Origin of the sequence: Streptomyces sp. NPDC002734 (assembly GCF_040295685.1) — a bacterium.
Taxonomy (GTDB): Bacteria; Actinomycetota; Actinomycetes; order Streptomycetales; family Streptomycetaceae; genus Streptomyces.
The window spans coordinates 96263-117590 of the sequence record NZ_JBEOVU010000015.1 but is presented as its reverse complement, the minus strand read 5'-3'; the positions used below and the strand labels follow the sequence as shown (position 1 = coordinate 117590).

The window sequence follows — 21328 nt, the reverse complement described above, 5'->3', positions numbered from 1 at the left end:
CGGTCCGTGACCGCCTTCCCCGACATCACACGTGCCTGGCGCTCCCTCGCCGAGGGCGCCGTCCTCCTGGACGGGTTCCACGCGCTCAAGCACGCCCTCCGCTTCGGGGCCGCCGTGCCGCTGGCCGTCGCGACGGACCGGGCGGCGGCGCTGGCCCTCGCCGCCGAGCTGGCCCCGGACGTCCGAGAGGCGCTGGACGGGCTGCTGACCGAGGTCGACGAGGCGGCCTACCGGCAGCTGGTCCCCCGCCCGCACCCCACCGGCGTGGCGGCGCTGGCCGAGCGACCGGACCGCGGGGTGGCGCTGCGGACCCTGGGTTCCCTCCCCCGCCGCGCCCCTGTCGTGGTGCTGGACCAGCCCCGCAACCTCGGCAACGCCGGAGCGGTGGTCCGGCTGGCCGCCGGTTTCGGGGCGACCGGCGTGGTCACCACGGGGCCGCTCGATCCCTGGCACCCCAACGTGGTGCGCGGCGGGGCCGGGCTGCACTTCGCCACCGTCGTGGAGCGGCTGGACGTGGCGGACCTGCCGCCCGGGCCGGTGTTCGCCCTGGACGCGGAGGGCGAGGACATCCGCGGGGTCCGGCTGCCCGACGACGCGGTGCTGGCCTTCGGGTCCGAGCGCAGCGGGCTCACGCCCGAGCTGCGCGGCAGGGCCGACCGGCTGCTGTCCCTGCCGATGCGTCCGCAGGTGTCCAGCTACAACCTGGCGACCAGCGTGGCGATGACGCTCTACCACTGGAGCTCGCAGTCCCCCGCCGGCGCCCCGGCCGCGACCGGGACACCCGCGGAGGACTGACCGGCGGCTACGCCTCCCGGCGGACCTCCACCGTGCGGAAGCGGTTGGCGACGAAGGCGGCGTCGCACAGCGCCGCGTTGGCCGCCGGGTTGCCGCCCGAGCCGTGGAAGTCGGAGAAGGCGGCCGTCTGGTTCACGAAGACCCCGCCGGTCAGGTTGAGGGAGAGCTGGGCGCACTCCTCCAGGCAGACCTCCTCGACGGCCTGCTCCACCTCGGCGTTCGTGGTCCAGGCGGCGACCGTCATCGCGCCCTTCTCACGGATCGTGCGCCGCAGCAGCTCCACGGCGTCGGCGGCCGAGTCGACGGCGACGGCGAAGGAGACGGGGCCGAAGCACTCCTCCAGGTAGGCCGGGTCCTCCTCGGACTTGGCCGCGTCCAGGCGGACCATGACGGGCGTGCGCACCACCGCGTCGGGGAAGTCCGGGTGTGCGACCTCGCGCGAGGGGAGCACGACCTCGCCCAGCTCGGCGGCCGCCTCCAGGCGCGCCTTCACGTCAGGATTGACGATCGCGCCGAGCAGCCCCGCAGCCCGGGCGTCGTCGCCCAGCAGCTTGGAGACGGCGGCGGCGAGGTCGGCCGTCACCTCCTCGAAGGTGCGGTGGCCCTGGTCGGTGTCGATGCCGTCCCGGGGGATCAGCAGGTTCTGCGGGGTGGTGCACATCTGGCCGCTGTACAGGGAGAGGGAGAAGGCCAGGTTGGAGAGCATGCCGCGGTAGTCGGCGGCCGACTCGATCACCACCGTGTTGACGCCGGCCTTCTCGGTGTAGACCTGCGCCTGGCGGGCGGTGGTCTCCAGCCAGTCGCCGAAGGACGTGGAGCCGGTGTAGTCGATGACGCGGATCTCCGGGCGCACCGCCAGCGTCTTCGCCAGGCCCTCGCCCGGCCGCTCGGCGGCCAGCGCGACCAGGTTCGGCTCGAAGCCGGCCTCGGCGAGCACCTCGCGCGCGATGGCCACGGTGAGGGCCAGCGGCAGCACCGCCCGCGGGTGCGGCTTGACCAGGACCGGGTTGCCGGTGGCCAGCGAGGCGAAGAGACCCGGGAAGCCGTTCCAGGTGGGGAAGGTGTTGCAGCCGATCATCAGCGCGACGCCGCGCGGGACGGCCGTGAACTCCTTGGTGAGCAGCAGCGGGTCGCGCTTGCCCTGCGGCTTGCTCCACTCCGCGGTCTGCGGGACCCGGGTCTGCTCCTGGTAGGCGTAGGCGACCGCCTCCAGGCCGCGGTCCTGCGCGTGCGGTCCGCCGGCCTGAAGGGCCATGACGAAGGCCTGGCCGCTGGTATGCATGACCGCGTGCGCGAACTCGTGGGTGCGGGCGTTGATCCGCCGGAGGATCTCCAGGCAGACCAGGGCCCGCAGCCGGGGGCCGGCCTCGCGCCAGCCGCGCATGCCCGCCCGCATCGCGGGGAGCAGCACGTCGATGTCCGGGTGGGGGTAGGTGACGCCCAGCTCGATGCCGTAGGGGGACACCTCGCCGCCGACCAGCTCGTCGGTGCCCGGCTGGTCGAGCTCGAAGGGGCGGTTCAGCAGCGCCTGGAAGGCGGCCAGGCCCTCCTCGGCGGACTGCGTGCCGTTCTCCCCGTAGGCCTTGGGGTGCTCGGGGTGGGGCGACCAGTAGGCGCGGGTGGTGATCGCCTCCAGGGCCTGGTCGAGCGTGGCCTGGTGGCGGTCGGTCAGCTCGGCGGCGGTCAGGCCGCCGTCGGCGGACGGGGACGTGGCGGGGACGTGCGCGGTCGGTGCGGTGGCCATGGGTGGACCCACCTCCTCCTCGGACCGGCTCCTCGTCGAACCGGCACGCTGGGCAGGAACAGAAGGACAGGGCTAGAGTAACCGAACGATCGGTCGGGACAAGGGGGTCCGCCGCGCCTGTGGACAACCCCGTGCGGGAGGATCGCGCTCATGACAGCACTCGACCTGAAAAGCCCCGTGGCAGTAGTCGGTACCGGCACCATGGGCCAGGGCATCGCCCAGGTCGCACTGGTCGCCGGACACCCCGTCCGGCTCCACGACGCCGCCCCCGGCCGGGCCGGCGAGGCGGCGGCCGCGATCGTGGCCCGTCTGGACCGGCTCGTCGAGAAGGGCCGTCTCACCCCCACCGACCGCGACGCCGCCCGGGACCGGCTGACGCCCGCCGGAGCCCTCTCCGACCTGGCCGGATGCGGTCTGGTGGTGGAGGCGGTCCTGGAGCGCCTCGACGTCAAGCAGCAGCTGTTCCGGGAGCTCGAGGAGGTGGTCGGCGAGGAGTGCCTGCTGGCCACCAACACCTCCTCGCTCTCCGTCACGGCCATCGGCGGCGCGTTGCGCCTGCCCGGCCGGTTCGTCGGACTGCACTTCTTCAACCCGGCGCCGCTGATGCCGCTGGTCGAGGTCGTCTCCGGCTTCGCCACCGACCCCGGGGCCGCGGGGCGGGCGCTGGAGACGGTGCGTGCCTGGGGCAGGACCCCGGTGGCCTGCGCCGACCAGCCCGGCTTCGTCGTCAACCGGATCGCCCGGCCGTTCTACGCGGAGGCCTTCGAGCTGTACGAGCTCGGCGCCGCGGACCCGGCCACCATCGACGCGGTGCTGCGCGAGAGCGGCGGCTTCCGGATGGGGGCCTTCGAGCTCACCGACCTGATCGGCCAGGACGTCAACGAGGCCGTCACCCGCTCGGTGTGGGAGTCCTTCTTCCAGGACGTGCGCTTCCGGCCCTCGCTCGCCCAGCGCCGTCTGGTCGAGTCGGGGCGGCTCGGGCGCAAGTCCGGCCACGGCTGGTTCCCCCATGGGGGTGAAGAGGGCGCCGGGCGGCCTGAGCCGCGGACAGCCGGCCCGGAGCAGGCGCCCGGCCACGTCACCCTTCTGGGTGCGCTCGGTCCGGCGTCCGGTCTCGTCGAGCTGATCCGGGAGTCCGGCATCGACCTGCGGGTCGAGGACGAGGGCTTCGCCGAGGAGGGCGAGGAGAAGGGCCGTCTGGTGCTGCCCGGCGGCGGCACGCTGGTCCTCGCGGACGGCGAGACGGTCGGCGAGTACGGGCCCGACCTGGTCTCCTTCGACCTGGCCCTGGACTACCGGGCGGCCACCCGGATCGCGCTGGCGGCCTCCCCGGCCACCTCGCCGGAGACCCTGGCCGAGGCGGTGGGTCTGTTCCAGGCGCTGGGCAAGAAGGTCAGCGTCGTCGGTGACGTCCCCGGCATGATCGTCGCGCGCACGGTCGCCCGGATCATCGACCTCGCCTTCGACGCGGTGGCACGCGGGGTGGCCGGTGAGGAGGACGTCGACACCGCCATGCGGCTGGGCGTCAACTACCCCCTGGGCCCCTTCGAGTGGAGCCGCCGGCTCGGCGACGACTGGGCCTACGGCGTCCTCGACGCGGTGCACGAGCGGGAACCGTCCGGCCGCTGCGCCCCGTCCCTGGCGTTGCTGCGGCACGCCTTCGCCGCGGCCAAGTGACGGGGGGAGCCACCGCCATGACCACGCCCAAGCGTGACACCTACACGCCGGACTCGCTGCTGCAGGTGGCCGTCCAGGTCTTCAACGAGCGCGGGTACGACGGCACGTCGATGGAGCACCTGGCCAAGGCGGCCGGGATCTCCAAGTCGTCCATCTACCACCACGTCTCCGGCAAGGAGGAGCTGCTCCGGCGTGCGGTGAGCCGGGCGCTCGAGGGTCTCTTCGGCATCCTCGACGAGCCGCAGGCCAAGGAGGGCGGCGCGGCCGGCCGCCTGGAGTACGTGGTGCGGCGGATGGTCGAGGTGCTGATCGCGGAGCTGCCCTACGTGACGCTGCTGCTGCGGGTGCGCGGCAACACCGGCACCGAGCGGTGGGCGCTGGAGCGGCGCCGCGAGTTCGACCACCGGGTCGCCGACCTGCTGAAGAACGCCGTGGCGGAGGGTGAGGTGCGGGGCGACATCGAGGTGCGGCTGGCCACCCGCCTGGTCTTCGGCATGATCAACTCGATCGTCGAGTGGTACCGCCCCGACGGCGGCACGGGCGCGCGCCGCGAGATCGCCGACGCGGTGGTCCAGCTGGTCCTCACGGGCCTGCGGGGCTGACGGCGGGCCCCCGGGCCCCACCGCCGCTCGGCGGCCGGCGGACCGGCTCGGGGAGCCCCGGTGGCGGACGCGGCTCAGACCGGGAGCCCCGGTGGCGGACGCGGCTCAGACCGGGAGCCCGGTGGCGGACGTGGCTCAGACCGGGCTGCCCGTGGCGCCGGAGTTGCCCGGGACGCCCCGGCTCTTGGGGATGTCCGGGGCCTCCGCGCGCCTCGGGCCGTCCGTGCCGGCCGTGCCGTCGGGGGATTCGATGTCCTCGACCTCGAAGACCAGCAGGGTCCGGGTGGAGAGCACCTCCGGCATGGAGTGCAGCCGGGTCAGCACCAGTTCGCGCAGCGCCCGGTTGTCGGGTGCGTGCACCAGCATCAGCACGTCGAAGTCGCCTCCGACCAGTGCCAGGTGCGAGGCCCCCGGCAGCGCTCTCAGCCGTTCGCGCACCGTGCGCCAGGAATTCTGGACGATCTTCAGGGTGATGTAGGCGGAGGTGCCCTGGCCCGCCCGCTCGTGGTCGATCCGGGCGCCGAAGCCGCGGATCACCCCGTCCTCGATCAGCCGGTTGATCCGCGCGTAGGCGTTGGCCCGGGAGACGTGCACCCGCTCGGCCACCGACCGGATGGACGCGCGGCCGTCCTTCTGGAGCATTCCGAGGATGTCCTGGTCGATGGCGTCCAGCACCCTGGGAGGCGGCAGCGGACGGGCGCCGGCGGGCGTCGGCACGGCACCCTTCTCCGGGCCGTCGGCCATTTGTTCAGGTCGCATGCTTCCCCGCCTCCCTCCCCTGGACACCGTGCCTCCATCTCAGGCTGTGGAGAACCGTTTGTCCACAGGCTGACGCCGCCTGTAGCCAAAATTCGCCAACGACCGAACAATCGGTAGGTGAGGTGCGTCACACCCGGCGTCCTCGTAGCCACTCCCACGAGGAGGTGCCGTCATGACGGTGATGGAGCAGCGGGACACCTACCGCCCCGCCCCGCCGCCCGCCTGGCAGCCGCGCACGGACCCCGCGCCCCTGCTGCCCGACGCCGAGCCCTACCGCGTCCTGGGGACGCCTGCCGCCGACGAGGCCGCCGCGGCCGATCCCGGCCTGCTGCGCCGCCTGTACGCCGAGGTGGTGCGCGGACGCCGCTACAACGCCCAGGCCACCGCGCTGACCAAGCAGGGCCGCCTCGCCGTCTACCCGTCCAGCACCGGCCAGGAGGCCTGCGAGGTGGCCGCCGCCATGGTCCTCGCCGACCAGGACTGGCTCTTCCCCAGCTACCGGGACACCCTCGCCGTGGTCGGCCGGGGCGTCGACCCGGTGGAGGCGCTGACCCTGCTGCGCGGCGACCGGCACACCGGCTACGACCCCTACGCCCACCGGGTCGCCCCGCTGAGCACCCCGCTGGCCACCCAGCTGCCGCACGCGGTCGGGCTGGCCCACGCCGCCCGTCTCAAGGGAGACGACGTGGTGGCCCTCGCCATGATCGGCGACGGCGGCACCAGCGAGGGCGACTTCCACGAGGCGCTCAACTTCGCCGCCGTCTGGCAGGCCCCCGTCGTCTTCCTGGTGCAGAACAACGGCTTCGCCATCTCCGTCCCGCTGGCCAAGCAGTCGGCCGCCCCCTCCCTGGCCCACAAGGCCGTCGGGTACGGCATACCGGGCCGGCTGGTGGACGGGAACGACGCCGTCGCCGTGCACCAGGTCCTGAGCGAGGCCGTCCGGCACGCCCGGGAGGGCAACGGCCCGGTGCTGGTGGAGGCGATCACCTACCGCCTGGACGCCCACACCAACGCCGACGACGCCACCCGCTACCGCGAGTCCGCCGAGGTGGACGCGTGGCGCGACCACGACCCGGTGCTGCTCCTCGAGCGGGAACTGACCGCGCGCGGCGTGCTGGACGAGGACGCGATCGGCGCCGTCCGTGAGGACGCCGAGGCGATGGCCGCCGACCTGCGGGCCCGGATGAACCAGGACCCCGAGATCGACCCCATGGAACTCTTCGCGCACGTCTACGCCGAGCCCACGCCCCAGCTGCGGGAGCAGCAGGAGATGCTGCGGGCCGAGCTGGAGGCCGAGGCGCACCCGAAGCAGGAAGGCACGGCCCGATGACCACCGGCACCTCCCTTGGTACCGCCGTCGACAGCGCCGTGGCGGTCAAGCAGACCACCATGGCGCAGGCGATCAACCGGGCCCTGCGGGACTCCATGGCCGAGGACCCGTCCGTCCACGTCCTCGGCGAGGACGTGGGCACCCTGGGCGGCGTCTTCCGGATAACCGACGGCCTCGCGGCCGAGTTCGGCGACCACCGGTGCACCGACACCCCGCTCGCCGAGGCGGGCATCCTCGGCACCGCCGTCGGCATGGCCATGTACGGGCTGCGGCCGGTGGTAGAGATGCAGTTCGACGCCTTCGCCTATCCGGCCTTCGAGCAGCTGATCTCGCACGTCGCGAAGATGCGCAACCGCACCCGGGGCGCGATGCCCCTGCCGATCACCGTGCGCGTCCCGTACGGCGGCGGCATCGGCGGTGTGGAGCACCACAGCGACTCCTCCGAGGCGTACTACATGGCGACGCCCGGTCTGCACGTGGTCACGCCGGCCACGGTGGCCGACGCCTACGGCATGCTGCGGCAGGCCATCGCCTCCGACGACCCGGTGGTCTTCCTCGAGCCCAAGCGGCTCTACTGGGGCAAGGACGCCTGGGACCCTCAGGACCCGGCCCCGGTCGAGCCGATAGGCCGGGCGGTGGTCCGCCGGAGCGGGCGCAGCGCCACGCTGATCACCTACGGCCCGTCGCTGCCGGTCTGCCTGGAGGCGGCGGAGGCGGCCAGGGCGGAGGGCTGGGACCTGGGCGTGGTCGACCTGCGGTCGCTGGTGCCGTTCGACGACGAGACGGTCTGCGCCGAGGTGCGGCGCACCGGCCGCGCGGTCGTGGTGCACGAGTCGGGCGGCTTCGGCGGACCCGGCGGGGAGATCGCCGCCCGGATCACCGAGCGGTGCTTCCACCATCTGGAGGCACCCGTTCTCCGGGTCGCCGGATTCGACATCCCGTATCCTCCGCCGATGGCGGAGCGGCATCACCTGCCCGGCGTGGACAGGATCCTGGACGCGGTGGGACGGCTGCAGTGGGAGGCGGGCGACTGATGGCCGAGGTATTCGAGTTCAAGCTGCCGGACCTGGGCGAAGGGCTGACCGAGGCCCAGATCGTGCAGTGGATGGTCGAGGTCGGCGACGTGGTCGCCGTCGACCAGCCCGTCGTCGAGGTCGAGACGGCCAAGGCGATGGTGGAGGTGCCCTGCCCGTACGGCGGGGTCGTCACCGCGCGGTACGGCGAGGAAGGGGGGTCCCTTCCGGTGGGCGCCCCGCTGATCACGGTCGCGGTGGGCGCGGTCCCGGGCGACCTGTCCCTGGGCGAGGCCGGCGCCGCCGTCTCCGGCACGGCGGCCGGCACGGTGAACGGCACGGCCGTCGAGGGCGCGGAGGGCTCCGGGAACGTGCTGGTCGGCTACGGCACCTCGGCGCCGCCGGCCCGTCGTCGCCGGGTCCCCCCGCCGACCCCGGTCCGCGGCAGGCCGCGGCAGCCGTCGGAGTCCGCACCGGCGCAGCCGGCCGGTGCGCGGGCGGCCGAGGCGCCGTCCGCCCCGGCGGAGGCCGCTGCGGCTTCCGCGCCGGTCTCCGTGAACGGCACGGCCGCTCCCGCCCGGGCGGGGCGGTCCCCGGGCGGCGTGGGCGCCGCGTCCGCGCAGGACGGTCCGGTCCCGGTCATCTCCCCGCTGGTGCGCCGCCTCGCCCGGGACAACGGCCTGGATCTGCGGGACATCACCGGTTCCGGCCCGGAGGGCCTGATCCTGCGCGCCGACGTCGAGTACGCGCTGCGCGCCGCGGCGTCCCGCGAGCAGACCCAGGACCACCAGGCCACCGTGTCTCCGCTGCGCCCGGTCGACGCACCCGTGGCGGCCGACGCCGGTGTGACGCGGATCCCGCTGCGGGGGCTGCTCGGCGCGGCGGCCGACAAGTTCACCCGGAGCCGGAGCGAGATACCGGACGCCACCTGCTGGGTGGACGCCGACGCGACGGAGCTGCTGAACGCCCGAGCGGCGATGAACGCCGGGCCGGGGCCGAAGATCTCGCTGATCGCCCTGCTGGCGAGGATCTGCGTCGCCGCCCTCGACCGCTTCCCGGAGCTCAACGCCACGGTCGACACCGCGGCGCGGGAGATCGTGCGGTTCGGGGAGGTGCACATCGGCTTCGCCGCGCAGACCCCACGGGGGCTGGTGGTGCCCGTGGTGCGCGACGCCCACCGGCGGGACGCGGAGTCGCTGGCCGGGGAGTTCTCGCGGCTCACCGAGTCGGCGCGGTCCGGCGGGCTGCGGCCCGCCGAGCTCTCCGGCTCGACCTTCACCCTGAACAACTACGGGGTGTTCGGCGTCGACGGTTCGACCCCGATCCTCAACCACCCCGAGGCGGCCATGCTCGGTGTGGGGCGCATCACCCCGAAGCCCTGGGTGCACCAGGGCGAGTTGGCGGTGCGTCAGGTGACGCAGCTGTCGCTGACCTTCGACCACCGGGTCTGCGACGGCGGGACCGCGGGCGGTTTCCTGCGGTACGTGGCCGACTGCGTCGAGCAGCCGGCGGTGCTCCTGCGTTCCCTGTGATCGCGGCGCCCTCCATACTCGGGGGGTGATCGACCACAGCAGCTCCCCCGCCGCGCGGGGCGACGGACACCACGGCTTCGACGCCGTGGTGCTCGCCGGCGGTGCCGCCCGCCGGCTGGGCGGCGCCGACAAGCCGGGTGTGCGGGTGGGTGGCAGGGCCCTGCTCGACCGGGTCCTGGCCGCCTGTGCCGACGCCGGGCGCACCGTCGTCGTGGCCGACCCCCGGTCCACGGCGCGGCCGGTGCGGTGGGCGCGGGAGTCTCCGCCCGGCGGCGGGCCGGTGGCCGCGCTGGCGGCGGGCCTGGAGCTCACCACCGCCGACGTCGTGGTGGTCCTCAGCGCCGACCTTCCCTTCCTCGACGCCGCCACCGTCCACCGCCTCGTGCACACGCTGACCGCCCCCGCGTCCGCCGCCGCCCGTACCGGCGGGGCCGTTTCCGCCACGGGTACCGCCGCCGACGCCGTGGAGGCTGTCGCCGCCCACGCTGCCGCCGCGTACACCGGGGCCACGGCCGCTGGACCTGCCCACTCTGCCGAGCCGGCCGACGGTGAGGCCGGGTGTGATGCCGTGCTGGTGGTGGACGGGGAGGGGCGGCGGCAGCCGTTGGTGGCCGCCTACCGTGCCGAGCCGCTGCGGAGCGTGCTCGCCGCGGTCGCCGAGGAGAACGGCGGCCTCTCCGGGCTGCCCCTGCGACGACTGACCGGAGCGCTTCGGGTCACACTCATCAGCGACCCCGCCGCGTCCTTCGACTGCGACACCTGGGACGACATCGACGCCGCCCGCGCACGTATCAGGGAGCATGAGCACGTGTTGGATGAATGGATCACCGCAGCCAAGGACGAGCTGGGCATCGACCTGGACGTCGACAAGACTCTGCTCCTCGACCTCGCCCGTGACGCGGCGCACGGTGTCGCCCGCCCCGCGGCGCCGCTGACCACGTTCCTGGTGGGTTATGCGGCCGGTCGTGCGGGCGGCGGTCCCGAAGCGGTCGCCGAGGCCACCCGCAAGGCCGTCGCCCTGGCCCTGCGCTGGGCCGACGAGGCCGCCGCCGCGAAGGGAACCGCCTCGGACGCCCCTTCCGGCACCGCGCCCGGCAGCACGTCCGGCACCGCGCCGGGCAGCACGTCCGGCACCGCGCCCGGCACCGCTGCGGACGACGCGACGCCCGCGGACGCCGGATGACCGATCCAGGAGACCCGGTGGGCCGCCTGCCCGTCGACGGCGGTTCCGCCGACGGTCGTGACGGTCTCGGCGGCCCGGGCGGCTTCGACGACCTCGGCGTCCACGACGCACTGACCCTCGTCAACGAGGGCAGGACCTCCGGCGTGCCCGCCCCGGGCCGTCCCCCGGCGGAGGCCTCGAAGCCGTCGGAGGCCGGGACCGGTCACCGGCACATCGGCCTGCCCTGGCGGCAGGCGCGTGCGGTCGCCGACCGGGCGGGTCACGCCGCCCGTGCCGCGCGCCGCCGCTCCCGCATGCCCGTGCAGGTGCCGCTCGACGCCGCACTGGGCCTGGTGCTGGCCGTTCCGCTCACCGCGCTGACCGACCTGCCGCCGTTCGACACCTCCGCGATGGACGGCTGGGCCGTGGCCGGCCCCGGCCCCTGGCAGGTGCGGGAGACCCACGTCCTGGCCGGTGACACCGAGCCCGCGCCGTTGCCCGACGGCGAGGCCGCCCCCATCGCCACCGGCGCCCGGGTGCCCCGCGACACCACGGCGGTGCTGCGGAGCGAGCACGGCCGTCTCGACCAGGCCGGCCGCCTGCACGCCCAGCGCGAGACGGGGCACGGCCAGGACATCCGCCTCCGCGGCCAGGAGTGCCGCTCGGGGGACCAGTTGCTGCCCGCCGGGACGCCCGTCACCCCGCCGGTCCTCGGCCTGGCTGCCGCGGCGGGGTACGACACGCTCACCGTCGCCTCCCGGCCGTGCGTCGAGATCCTGGTCCTGGGCGACGAACTCCTCACCGAGGGGCGGCCGCGTGACGGGCTGATCCGGGACGCCCTCGGCCCCATGCTTCCGCCGTGGCTGCGGGTCCTCGGCGCCGAGGTCACCGCCGTCCGCCGGCTGGGTGACGACGCCGAGGCGCTGCGCCGCGCGGTCGTCGACAGCGAGGCGGACCTGATCGTCACCACCGGCGGCACCGCGGCCGGCCCGGTCGACCACGTCCACCCGATCCTGCACGCGACCGGCGCCGACCTCCTGGTCGACGGCGTTCAGGTCCGCCCGGGTCACCCCATGCTGCTGGCCCGGTTGCAGGACGGGCGCCACCTCGTCGGTCTGCCGGGCAATCCGCTGGCCGCCGTCTCCGGCCTGCTGACGCTCGCCCAGCCGTTGCTGCGTGCCCTGGGTGAGCATCCGGCGCCGGAGCCCTACGCCCTGCCGCTGGCCGAAGGAGTCCAGGGGCATCCGCACGACACCCGGCTGGTGCCGGTGGTGCTGCGCGCGGACCGGGCCCATCCGCTGCACTACAACGGCCCCGCCATGCTCCGCGGCATGGCGGCGGCCGACGCCCTCGCCGTGATCCCGCCTGGCGGATTGCGGCCGGGAGACGAAAGCGAGCTCCTGGACCTCCCCTGGACGCTCGCCGGAACTGGAGTGTGTTTCACGTGAAACTGCCGGGACAGGACGCCATCGCCCGACAGGCGGGCGAACGTCTGGTCACCTACCGGGTGAAGCTGCCGCAGAAGGAGGTGCCGCACCCCCTCCGCCAGGTCGGCAAGCGTCTGCTGATGGCCCTGGCCGTGCTGGTGGCGACCGCCTTCGTGGTCTACCTGGACCGCGACGGCTACAACGACAACGCCGGCGGCGGACTCGACCTGCTCGACAGCTTCTACTACGCGACCGTGACCCTCTCCACCACGGGCTACGGCGACGTCACCCCGGCCAGCGACAGCGCCCGGTTGACCAACATCCTCGTCATCACGCCCCTGCGCGTGGTGTTCCTGATCATCCTCGTCGGCACCACCCTCGAGGCGCTCACCGAGCGCACGCGGGAAGAACTGCGCCTGAACCGCTGGAGGCACACCTTGCGGGACCACACCGTCGTTGTCGGCTTCGGCACCAAGGGCCGCTCGGCCCTGCAGACGGTCTGCGCCTCGGGTGTCCCCGCGGAGCAGATCGTGGTGGTCGACCCCAGTGCCAAGGCGATCGACTCCGCCGCCGCCGAGGGGTACGCGGGCGTGGTGGGCGACGCCACCCGTAGCGACGTGCTGCTGCGCGCCGAGGCGCAGCGTGCGCGCCAGATCATCATCGCCACCCAGCGCGACGACACCGCGGTGCTGGTCACGCTGACGGCCCGTCAGCTGAACCGGGGCGCAAAGATCGTGGCGGCGGTCCGCGAGGAGGAGAACGCGCCACTGCTGAGGCAGTCGGGCGCGGACGCGGTCATCACCAGTGCGAGCGCCGCGGGTCGTCTGCTGGGCCTGTCGGTGCTGAGCCCGGCCGCCGGCATGGTGATGGAGGACCTCATCCAGCAGGGCAGCGGACTCGACATCGCCGAACGACCGGTCATAAAGGCCGAGGTGGGCAAGAAGCCGCGCGAGCTGGACGACATGGTGATCAGCGTGGTGCGCGGTCACCGGGTCCTCGGGTTCGACGACGCCACGCTCGGCACGCTGCAGATGGCGGACCGGGTGATCTGCATCGTGCGGTCCTCGCAGGCACGTCAGGTCGCGCCGGACATGCGGCCGTTGCCGCACCCGGACCGGCAGGCGGGGACCATCGACCGCCCGTGACGGTCGCCCGAGGCTCCGCCGGCCCCGTCGGCTCCGCCAGCTCCATTGGCTCCGTCGGCCCCGTCCTCGCCCCCGCCCTCACCCCGGAGGCCGTGCGGCCGGTGGCATGCCTGGGGCTTCGTCCGGTGAGGGAGTAGCGTCGTTCGCATGTATGCGATCACGATTCCCGAGGCGGGCGGACCCGAGGCGCTGGTGTGGGCCGAGGTGCCGGACCCGGTGCCCGGAGAGGGCGAGGTCCTGGTCGAGGTGGTGGCGGCGGCGGTCAACCGCGCCGACCTGCTCCAGCGGCAGGGGTTCTACGACCCGCCGCCGGGGGCGTCCCCCTACCCCGGGCTGGAGTGCTCCGGCCGGATCGCCGCCCTCGGCCCGGGAGTGACCGGGTGGAGCGTCGGTGACGAGGTGTGCGCGCTGCTGTCCGGCGGCGGTTACGCCGAGAAGGTGGCCGTCCCGGCCGGGCAGCTGCTGCCGGTGCCGGAGGGGCTGTCGCTGCGGGACGCGGCGGCGCTCCCCGAGGTGACGTGCACGGTCTGGTCGAACGTCTTCATGGTCGCCGGTCTGCGTCCGGGCGAGACCCTGCTGGTGCACGGCGGGTCCAGCGGCATCGGCACGATGGCGATCCAGCTGGCCAAGGCGGTCGGCGCGAAGGTGGCGGTGACCGCGGGCACCCGGGAGAAGCTGGACCGCTGCGCGGAGCTCGGCGCGGACATCCTGATCAACTACCGCGAGCAGGACTTCGTCGAGGAGATCGCCAAGGCCACGGACGGCGCCGGGGCGGACGTCATCCTCGACAACATGGGGGCCAAGTACCTCGACCGCAACGTGCGGGCGCTGGCGGTCAACGGGCGCCTGGCGATCATCGGGATGCAGGGCGGGATCAAGGGCGAGCTGAACATCGCGACGCTGCTCAACAAGCGCGCGGCGGTCAGTGCGACCTCGTTGCGGGCGCGGCCGCTGAGCGAGAAGGCGGCGATCGTGGCGGCGGTGCGGGAGCACGTGTGGCCGCTGGTGGCCGACGGGCACGTGCGGCCGGTGGTCGACCGGGCCGTCCCGCTCGCCGAGGCGGGGGACGGCCACCGGGTCCTGGAGTCCAGCGACCACATCGGCAAGGTCCTCCTCCTCGCCCCCGCCGCGACCGCGTGACCGGTCCACGAATCACCGGTCCACGAATCACCGGTCCGAGGATCACCGGTCCGCAGGCCACCGGTCCGCGGGCCGGCGGTCCACGCGTCCACGGCTCATGACTGGCGCAGGCGGAGGGCCTGGAAGGTCAGGGCCAGGGCGAGGCCGGTGAGGATGAGGCCGACGCCGAGCGGGGCCGTGCTGCGCGTGCCGGATCCGGTGCGGGCTCCGGCCTGGTCGCCGGAGGGACCGGAGTCGGCGGCGTCCGGCGGGACCAGGGCGGGCGGCGTGGGACCCGGGCCCGGTGGCGTGACGCCGGGAACCACGGCGCCGAGGGAGGCGGACGGCCCGGGGACCCACCAGGAGGGTGCGGGGACGGGGCCGAGGGAAGCGGACTCCTCCGGCGCCGGCTCCTCGGGAGCGTCGGGCGGCTCCGCCCGGTCCCCCGGGCGGGTGGCCGGTCCGGGCGGATGCGGCGGACGGCCGCGTCGGGTGGCCGCCCCGCTCGGGCGGTCGTGCGACGCGGTGGCCCCCGGCGACGCGGTGACGCCGGGCGGGAGCGGCACCCCCGCGGAGACGGACGGTCCCGGGACCGCCCCCGACGGGGAGGCCGAACGGGTGGGTCCCGGCGGGAGCGAGGTCGGGGCGGCGGACGGTGTCGGGGACGTGCTGCGGCCCGGTCGCTCCTGCCCGTCGCCCACCACGCTGCCCGCCCGCGAGGGCGAGGTGGCGCTCGGCGCCGGAGCGCCCGGCGACGCGGCCGTCACGACGGCGGCCACGGCGGGCATGGGAGTGAGGAGCCCGGGCAGGAGCAGTGCGGACGCGAGTGCCCGTCGGCCTTGGGTGGCCATACCGATGCCCCCCTGCTGGGTCGGAGCCCGGAAGCGACGGTCCCAGCCTCACACGCGGCCCTGACCGCGGCACCCCGGGACATCCGGACGGTGGATCAGCAGACTCTTCAGGCAAGGACGGTATTGATCGTGTGGGGACAACAGGTGCGAGACAATGGCGGTATGGAGATGCCGAGAAACGAGAGCTCGCCCGAGAACCCGCAGATCCTGGTCGTGGGCCAGGACGGCATGGCACTCGGCGGCGGCGGGGACGACGAGTCCCGTGAGACCCCCGTGACGGAGCAGGTGGAGCAGCCTGCGAAGGTCATGCGGATCGGCAGCATGATCAAGCAGCTGCTGGAGGAGGTGCGCGCCGCTCCCCTCGACGAGGCGAGCCGGGTGCGCCTGAAGGAGATCCACGCCAGCTCGGTGAAGGAGCTGGAGGACGGGCTGGCCCCGGAGCTGGTCAACGAGCTGGAGCGGCTCTCGCTGCCGTTCACCGACGAGGGCACGCCGAGCGACGCGGAACTGCGGATCGCCCAGGCCCAGCTGGTGGGCTGGCTGGAAGGGCTCTTCCACGGGATCCAGACCACGCTCTTCGCGCAGCAGATGGCCGCGCGGGCCCAGCTGGAGCAGATGCGCCGTGCGCTGCCGCCGGGTTCGGACGGCGAGCAGCACCCGGGCGTCCGCTCCGGCGGTCCTTACCTGTGACCCCGGTCGGCCACGTCCGACCGACCGCCCCGACGAACGGGCCCGGAGCAGCGCCTTGTGCGCCGCTCCGGGCCCGTTCCCGTGTCACTTCGGGGCGGCCGGCACGCCCTTACTGGGAGCGACCGGTCGAGATCTCCAGCTCGACGTTGACGTCGTCCTCGTCGACGTTGGTGCCCGGCGCGGGGAACTGGCGGACGACCATGTCCTCACCCCACGTGGCGTCGGAGACGTCCTTGGGGTCGTAGTGCCAGCCGCCGTCCTGAAGGCACTTCTGCACGGAGGGCCAGTACTTGTACCGGAAGTCCGGCATGACGATCTTGGTCTCGTCGTCGTAGGCCTCGTCCGGCTCGCTGCACTCCGCGGGGTCGATCGTCTTCTCCTTCTCCGGCCCCTTGTAGTCGTCGGCCGGATCGGCGGACGCGGAGGCCGACGGGCCCCCGCCGCCGGTGGTCGTCTTCTCGTCGTTCCCCGGGAGCCACAGCGCGGCGACCACGCCGCCGGCCACCAGGACGGCGGCCACGGCGCCGATCAGCACGCCCCGGTTCTTCCCGCCCCCGCTCGCGGGCGCCGGGGTCGGCGCGGCCGTGGGGCCGGTGGAGTAGCCCGGGCCGGAGGGCATCGGGGTCTGGTAGCCCGGGTGGGGCTGCTGGTAGCCGCCGGAGTGCGGGTAGCCGTAGCCCGCCTGCGGGGTCGCGTACGGGCCGGGCGTGGGCGTCTGCGGCTGGTAGGGCATGTGCACGTCCGCCGGGGGCGGCGTCTGCTGGCCCACCGGCGGGAAGACCGCCGAGCCGACTCCCGAGCCGCTCTGGCTCTGGGTGCCGGGGACGATGCTGGGGGCGACCTGCTGAAGCGACTGCATCACCCGCAGGCACTCGTCGCGCATGGCGACGGCGCTGGGGAAGCGCTCGTTCGGATTCTTCCGCAGGGCCCGGGCGACCAGCGCGTCCACCGCCGGGGGCAGCGAGCGGTTGATCGACGACGGGGCGACCGGCTCCTCCTGGACGTGCGCGTACGCGATGGCCAGGGGGGAGTCCGCGTCGAACGGCAGCCGGCCGGTCACCAGCTGGAAGAGCATGATGCCGACCGAGTAGAGGTCCGAGCGGGCGTCCACGCCGCGGCCCAGCGCCTGCTCGGGCGACAGGTACTGCGGAGTGCCGACCACCATGCCGGTCTGCGTCATGGAGGTGACGCCGGACTGCATGGCGCGGGCGATGCCGAAGTCCATGACCTTGACCACGCCGCGCTTGGTGATCATCACGTTGCCGGGCTTGATGTCGCGGTGGACCAGCCCTTCCTCGTGGCTGATCTCCAGGGCCGCCAGGACGTCGGCGGTGATCTTCAGCGCCTTGTCGGCGGGCATGGCGCCCTGCTGGTCGATGTCGGCCTGGAGCACGGAGCCGAGCGGACGGCCCTCGACGTACTCCATGACGATGTAGGGCGTGGTCAGCTCGCCGAGGACGTCCTCGCCGGTGTCGAACACCGAGACGATGTTGGTGTGGGCCAGCTTGGCGACGGACTGCGCCTCGCGGCGGAAGCGCTCGCGGAAGGCCTGCTCGCGGCCCAGCTCGGTGTGCAGCGTCTTGACGGCCACCTGCCGGTCCAGCACCGAGTCGTAGGCGAGGTGCACCGAGGCCATGCCACCCTGGCCGAGGAGGTCGCGGAGCTGGTAGCGGCCGCCCGCGAGCGACTGACCCGTGAACCGGCCCTGTCCTTGTGCGCCGTCCTGGCTCATCTGTGTGCGTCCCCCATCGGATCCGGCACGGCGGCAGCGGCCGGGGCCCTCCCGCTAGTGGGTGTCGACCGTGATCGACCGTGTCTTTACCGGCCAAGTCTGCCGTAGGGCACAGACACGTCAAGCGTGGTGCCCGTTCCGTGACCGTACGCGAAGGAAGCGTCGCGGAAGCGTTACTCGATCTCCGGGCCGGTAACCGGGAATTTGCACGCCAGGCCGCCCACGGGGTTTGATGACCGGTCCGTCCCCGGCTGGAGCCGGCGGGGTCACTCCTCGACCGGAACCTGGGTCCGACCCCGGACGGAGGGGTGCGGGAAGGCTGTAGCGTGGCTGACGGAGACCGCGACAACCCTGCACGCATCGCGGGCAGAAAGACGGCGAGGACTGATGGCACAGCAGCATCCCGCTCAGGGCCCGTCCGATCCCGAGGCGGCCGGCGGCGGCATGTCTGACGCGCCGGATAATTGGGGCAACGGCGGACTGGTGGGCGACGGCCGGTATCGGCTGACCCGCAGACTCGGGCGCGGCGGTATGGCCGAGGTGTTCGCCGCCGAGGACGTGCGTCTCGGCCGGACCGTGGCGGTGAAGCTGCTCCGCGCCGACCTCGCCGAGGACCCGGTGTCCAAGGCGCGCTTCACCCGCGAGGCCCAGTCGGTGGCCGGGCTCAACCATCACGCCATCGTCGCCGTGTACGACTCGGGCGAGGACAGGACGGACGGGTCCTCGGTCCCGTACATCGTGATGGAGCTGGTCGAGGGCCGCACCATCCGCGAGCTCCTCATCGAGTCCGAGGCGCCGGGGCCCGAGCAGGCCCTGATCATCGTCTCGGGTGTCCTCGAGGCGCTGGCGTACTCGCACCAGCACGGCATCGTGCACCGCGACATCAAGCCGGCCAACGTGATCATCACGCACAACGGCGCGGTCAAGGTCATGGACTTCGGCATCGCGCGCGCCCTGCACGGCGCGCAGTCGACCATGACGCAGACCGGCATGGTGATGGGCACCCCGCAGTACCTGTCGCCGGAGCAGGCCCTCGGCAAGGCCGTGGACCACCGCTCCGACCTGTACGCCACGGGATGCCTGCTCTACGAGCTGCTGGCCCTGCGGCCGCCCTTCACCGGCGAGACGCCGCTGTCGGTGGTCTACCAGCACGTCCAGGACATCCCGCTGCCTCCGTCCGGCGTGAGCAACCAGGTGCCGCCGGAGCTCGACGGTCTGGTGATGCGCTCCCTCGCCAAGGACCCGGACGACCGGTTCCAGACCGCGGAGGAGATGCGCGGGCTGGTCCAGTACGCCCTGGAGATGCTCTACGAGCAGGGCGGCTACACCGGCACCTGGAACACCGGACCGGTCCTCGCCAACGGAGGCCCGCGCGGTGGCGCCGGCGCGACCGCGGCGACGGCGATGCTCCCGCACGGCGGCGGTCCGGGCGCCGGCTCGTCGACGACGCAGATCCCGCAGCCGATGATCCCCTCGTACAACCCGGGGGACGACGGCGGCTACACCGGAGGCCCCGGGGGGTCGGGCGGCGGCAAGGGCAAGCTGCTGCTGCTCGCCGCGCTGGCGGTGATCGCCGTGGTGGCGGGCGTCGCGCTGGCCATGAACAATCTCAACGACACCCCGACCGGCAAGAACAAGCCGACGCCTACGGCCACCTCGCAGACCTCCGCACCCGAGGAGGAGTCCGAGGCTCCGGACGACACCTCCGGCCAGGAGGAGGAGAACACGGACACCAGCACCGGCGGCGGCTGGGGCGACACCCCGCGCGAGCAGGAGTCGTCGACGCCCTCCCAGCAGCCCGAGTCCCCGAAGCCGGGGAACAGCGGCAGCGGCGGGAACTCCGGTAAGGGCGGCAACACCAACAGCACCGGCACCGTGGACGGCTCCACCAGCGGCGACACCGGCGACACCGGCACTGCGGACGGCTCCACCAGCGGCGACACCGGCGACACCGGCACCGTGGACGGCTCCACCGGCAGCAGCACCGGCGACACCGGCGCCGCCGAGGGAAGCGCCGAGGGCACCATCGTGGGGAACGTGGCCGGCACCGAGGGCTGACCGACCAGTACAGAAAGAGGGGCGGAGGAGCGTATGCGCTCCTCCGCCCCTCGATCTTTTCCCTAGGGAACTTCGTGCGATCCGGGAAAGGCTGGCACGAATGAGGAGAAAAAGAGCCGTACGGAGTCTTCCATGAGGACCGTGTCCGTTATACGGTGCGCGATGTTCCGGCCACCTGCGGGCCGTTCCAAGGCTGCCACCAGCGGTTCTTCCCGACTTCTGGGAGATGGTCGGACTTCCGAGTTCTTTTACTTGGAAATCCAATCAAAATCCCAGGTCAGGCGCGGTTTCCCAGAAATGAGGAGCCGCGGGTAACGTGATTTCTCGTAGGGCGCTCGCCGGGGCACTGTCACGCCTGCTACCGGCCGAGGGCACCCACCCCGTGCGCGCTGTCGGGGCCAGGCGGAACTGTTACCCCGCGTCCCAAAGGGCGAGGGGGGCACCCCAGGTCACCCGGCAACCCCGGGGACCGGACGACGGAGGAGCAACGTGACCGTGGAGAGCACCGCCGCGCGCACCCAGCGACGCAGCGCCGCCTCAGGCAAGGCCGGGACGTCCCGTGGCCGGACGGCGGCGAAGAAGACCGCCCAGGCGGCCGACTCCGCTCCGGCGGAGCCCCAGCTCGTACAGCTGCTGACTCCCGAGGGGCAGCGGGTGAGCAACCCGGAGTACGACGGCTACGTCGACTCCATCACCCCCGACGAGCTGCGCGGGCTGTACCGGGACATGGTGCTGACCCGGCGTTTCGACGCCGAGGCCACCGCCCTGCAGCGCCAGGGCGAGCTGGGCCTGTGGGCCTCGCTGCTCGGCCAGGAGGCCGCCCAGATCGGCTCCGGGCGCGCGCTGAACGACGAGGACTACGTCTTCCCGACCTACCGCGAGCACGGCGTCGCCTGGTGCCGCGGGGTCGACCCGGCCAACCTGCTGGGCATGTTCCGCGGCGTGAACCACGGCGGCTGGGACCCCAACAGCAACAACTTCCACCTGTACACGATCGTCATCGGCTCGCAGGCCCTGCACGCCACCGGCTACGCCATGGGCGTCGCCAAGGACGGGGCCGAGAGCGCGGTCATCGCCTACTTCGGCGACGGCGCCTCCAGCCAGGGCGACGTGGCGGAGGCCTTCACCTTCTCGGCCGTCTACAACGCGCCGGTGGTGTTCTTCTGCCAGAACAACCAGTGGGCGATCTCCGAGCCCACCCACCGCCAGACCCGCGTGCCGCTGTACCAGCGCGCCCAGGGCTACGGCTTCCCGGGCGTCCGCGTCGACGGCAACGACGTGCTGGCCTGCCTCGCGGTGACCAAGCAGGCCCTGGAGCGGGCCCGCCGCGGCGAGGGCCCGACCCTGGTCGAGGCCTTCACCTACCGTATGGGCGCGCACACCACCTCCGACGACCCGACCCGTTACCGCGGTGACGACGAGCGGGCGGCCTGGGAGGCCAAGGACCCGATCGCCCGCCTGCGCGCGTACCTCCTCGCCGAAACCGACACGAACGAGGGGTTCTTCGAGGAACTGGAGACCGAGAGCGAGGCGTTGGGCAAGCGGGTGCGCGAAGCGGTCCGGAACATGCCCGAGCCGGACAGGTTCGCGATCTTCGAGAACGCCTACGCAGACGGTCACGCGCTCGTCGACGAGGAGCGCGCCCAGTTCGCCGCCTACCAGGCGTCGTTCTCCGACGGTGAGGGGGTCTGA

General features: G+C 73.5%; 16 protein-coding genes and 1 pseudogene. 13 read left to right on the top strand and 4 right to left on the bottom strand.

The features are described from left to right. Positions 1-6: 6 nt before the first annotated feature. A complete protein-coding gene (locus ABT026_RS15870) occupies positions 7-795 on the top strand; it encodes a TrmH family RNA methyltransferase (RefSeq protein ID WP_351114999.1) in 789 nt (262 codons plus the stop codon). A gap of 7 nt (positions 796-802) precedes the next feature. Here the strand turns inward: ABT026_RS15870 and paaN are convergent, their stop codons facing one another. Further along, entirely contained in the window at positions 803-2539 is a 1737-nt protein-coding gene (gene paaN / locus ABT026_RS15865; protein WP_351114998.1) for a phenylacetic acid degradation protein PaaN, read from the bottom strand. 150 nt (positions 2540-2689) lie between these two features. Here paaN and ABT026_RS15860 point away from each other — a divergent pair, with 150 nt between their 5' ends. Then, positions 2690-4216 carry a 3-hydroxyacyl-CoA dehydrogenase gene (locus ABT026_RS15860; protein WP_351114996.1) on the top strand — a complete coding sequence of 509 codons (1527 nt, stop codon included), beginning with the start codon at positions 2690-2692 and terminating at the stop codon, positions 4214-4216. 17 nt (positions 4217-4233) lie between these two features. Then, positions 4234-4818 (top strand): TetR/AcrR family transcriptional regulator, encoded by a 585-nt coding sequence (locus ABT026_RS15855; protein WP_351114995.1) that lies wholly within the window; start codon positions 4234-4236, stop codon positions 4816-4818. Positions 4819-5064: 246 nt separating this feature from the next. Here the strand turns inward: ABT026_RS15855 and ABT026_RS15850 are convergent. Beyond that, positions 5065-5577, bottom strand: a pseudogene (locus tag ABT026_RS15850) (Lrp/AsnC family transcriptional regulator); the annotation flags it as partial. 172 nt (positions 5578-5749) lie between these two features. On the opposite strand from ABT026_RS15850, the gene pdhA (ABT026_RS15845) reads away from it, so the two are divergent. From pdhA (ABT026_RS15845) to ABT026_RS15815, 7 genes are all read left to right on the top strand, one after another. Next, a complete protein-coding gene (pdhA, locus tag ABT026_RS15845; RefSeq protein WP_351114993.1) occupies positions 5750-6907 on the top strand; it encodes a pyruvate dehydrogenase (acetyl-transferring) E1 component subunit alpha in 1158 nt (385 codons plus the stop codon). Then, positions 6904-7941 (top strand): alpha-ketoacid dehydrogenase subunit beta, encoded by a 1038-nt coding sequence (locus ABT026_RS15840; RefSeq protein ID WP_351114992.1) that lies wholly within the window; start codon positions 6904-6906, stop codon positions 7939-7941. The genes pdhA (ABT026_RS15845) and ABT026_RS15840 overlap by 4 nt, the downstream gene beginning before the upstream one ends. Beyond that, positions 7941-9452 (top strand): dihydrolipoamide acetyltransferase family protein, encoded by a 1512-nt coding sequence (locus ABT026_RS15835; protein WP_351114991.1) that lies wholly within the window; start codon positions 7941-7943, stop codon positions 9450-9452. The genes ABT026_RS15840 and ABT026_RS15835 overlap by 1 nt, the downstream gene beginning before the upstream one ends. 25 nt (positions 9453-9477) lie before the next feature. After that, a complete protein-coding gene (locus ABT026_RS15830) occupies positions 9478-10635 on the top strand; it encodes a DUF6457 domain-containing protein (RefSeq protein WP_502967988.1) in 1158 nt (385 codons plus the stop codon). Beyond that, positions 10632-12062: a molybdopterin molybdotransferase MoeA gene (locus ABT026_RS15825; protein ID WP_351114990.1), complete on the top strand. Its 1431-nt coding sequence runs from the start codon at positions 10632-10634 to the stop codon at positions 12060-12062. The genes ABT026_RS15830 and ABT026_RS15825 overlap by 4 nt, the downstream gene beginning before the upstream one ends. Beyond that, complete coding sequence (locus ABT026_RS15820; protein WP_351114989.1) at positions 12059-13186, top strand: potassium channel family protein; 1128 nt, start codon at positions 12059-12061, stop codon at positions 13184-13186. The genes ABT026_RS15825 and ABT026_RS15820 overlap by 4 nt, the downstream gene beginning before the upstream one ends. 147 nt (positions 13187-13333) lie before the next feature. Continuing rightward, a complete protein-coding gene (locus ABT026_RS15815) occupies positions 13334-14326 on the top strand; it encodes an NAD(P)H-quinone oxidoreductase (protein ID WP_351114987.1) in 993 nt (330 codons plus the stop codon). Positions 14327-14421: 95 nt separating this feature from the next. On the opposite strand, the gene ABT026_RS15810 is transcribed toward ABT026_RS15815, so the two are convergent. Next, a complete protein-coding gene (locus tag ABT026_RS15810) occupies positions 14422-15084 on the bottom strand; it encodes a hypothetical protein (protein ID WP_351114986.1) in 663 nt (220 codons plus the stop codon). 234 nt (positions 15085-15318) lie between these two features. On the opposite strand from ABT026_RS15810, the gene ABT026_RS15805 reads away from it, so the two are divergent. Continuing rightward, a complete protein-coding gene (locus ABT026_RS15805; protein ID WP_351114985.1) occupies positions 15319-15846 on the top strand; it encodes a bacterial proteasome activator family protein in 528 nt (175 codons plus the stop codon). A 109-nt stretch (positions 15847-15955) separates the two neighbouring features. On the opposite strand, the gene ABT026_RS15800 is transcribed toward ABT026_RS15805, so the two are convergent. Next, positions 15956-17578 carry a protein kinase domain-containing protein gene (locus ABT026_RS15800; RefSeq protein ID WP_351114984.1) on the bottom strand — a complete coding sequence of 541 codons (1623 nt, stop codon included), beginning with the start codon at positions 17576-17578 and terminating at the stop codon, positions 15956-15958. A 387-nt stretch (positions 17579-17965) separates the two neighbouring features. Here ABT026_RS15800 and ABT026_RS15795 point away from each other — a divergent pair, with 387 nt between their 5' ends. Beyond that, complete coding sequence (locus ABT026_RS15795; protein ID WP_351114983.1) at positions 17966-19636, top strand: protein kinase domain-containing protein; 1671 nt, start codon at positions 17966-17968, stop codon at positions 19634-19636. A 489-nt stretch (positions 19637-20125) separates the two neighbouring features. Continuing rightward, positions 20126-21328: a pyruvate dehydrogenase (acetyl-transferring) E1 component subunit alpha gene (gene pdhA / locus ABT026_RS15790; RefSeq protein WP_351114982.1), complete on the top strand. Its 1203-nt coding sequence runs from the start codon at positions 20126-20128 to the stop codon at positions 21326-21328.

Excerpts from the sequence above, each read along its gene's own strand:
- paaN (WP_351114998.1), bottom strand. The coding sequence starts at position 2,539 with ATGGCCACCGCACCGACCGCGCACGTCCCCGCCACGTCCCCGTCCGCC.
- ABT026_RS15860 (WP_351114996.1), top strand. The coding sequence starts at position 2,690 with ATGACAGCACTCGACCTGAAAAGCCCCGTGGCAGTAGTCGGTACCGGC.
- ABT026_RS15855 (WP_351114995.1), top strand. The coding sequence starts at position 4,234 with ATGACCACGCCCAAGCGTGACACCTACACGCCGGACTCGCTGCTGCAG.
- pdhA (WP_351114993.1), top strand. The coding sequence starts at position 5,750 with ATGACGGTGATGGAGCAGCGGGACACCTACCGCCCCGCCCCGCCGCCC.
- ABT026_RS15840 (WP_351114992.1), top strand. The coding sequence starts at position 6,904 with ATGACCACCGGCACCTCCCTTGGTACCGCCGTCGACAGCGCCGTGGCG.
- ABT026_RS15835 (WP_351114991.1), top strand. The coding sequence starts at position 7,941 with ATGGCCGAGGTATTCGAGTTCAAGCTGCCGGACCTGGGCGAAGGGCTG.
- ABT026_RS15825 (WP_351114990.1), top strand. The coding sequence starts at position 10,632 with ATGACCGATCCAGGAGACCCGGTGGGCCGCCTGCCCGTCGACGGCGGT.
- ABT026_RS15815 (WP_351114987.1), top strand. The coding sequence starts at position 13,334 with ATGTATGCGATCACGATTCCCGAGGCGGGCGGACCCGAGGCGCTGGTG.
- ABT026_RS15805 (WP_351114985.1), top strand. The coding sequence starts at position 15,319 with ATGGAGATGCCGAGAAACGAGAGCTCGCCCGAGAACCCGCAGATCCTG.
- ABT026_RS15800 (WP_351114984.1), bottom strand. The coding sequence starts at position 17,578 with ATGAGCCAGGACGGCGCACAAGGACAGGGCCGGTTCACGGGTCAGTCG.
- ABT026_RS15795 (WP_351114983.1), top strand. The coding sequence starts at position 17,966 with ATGGCACAGCAGCATCCCGCTCAGGGCCCGTCCGATCCCGAGGCGGCC.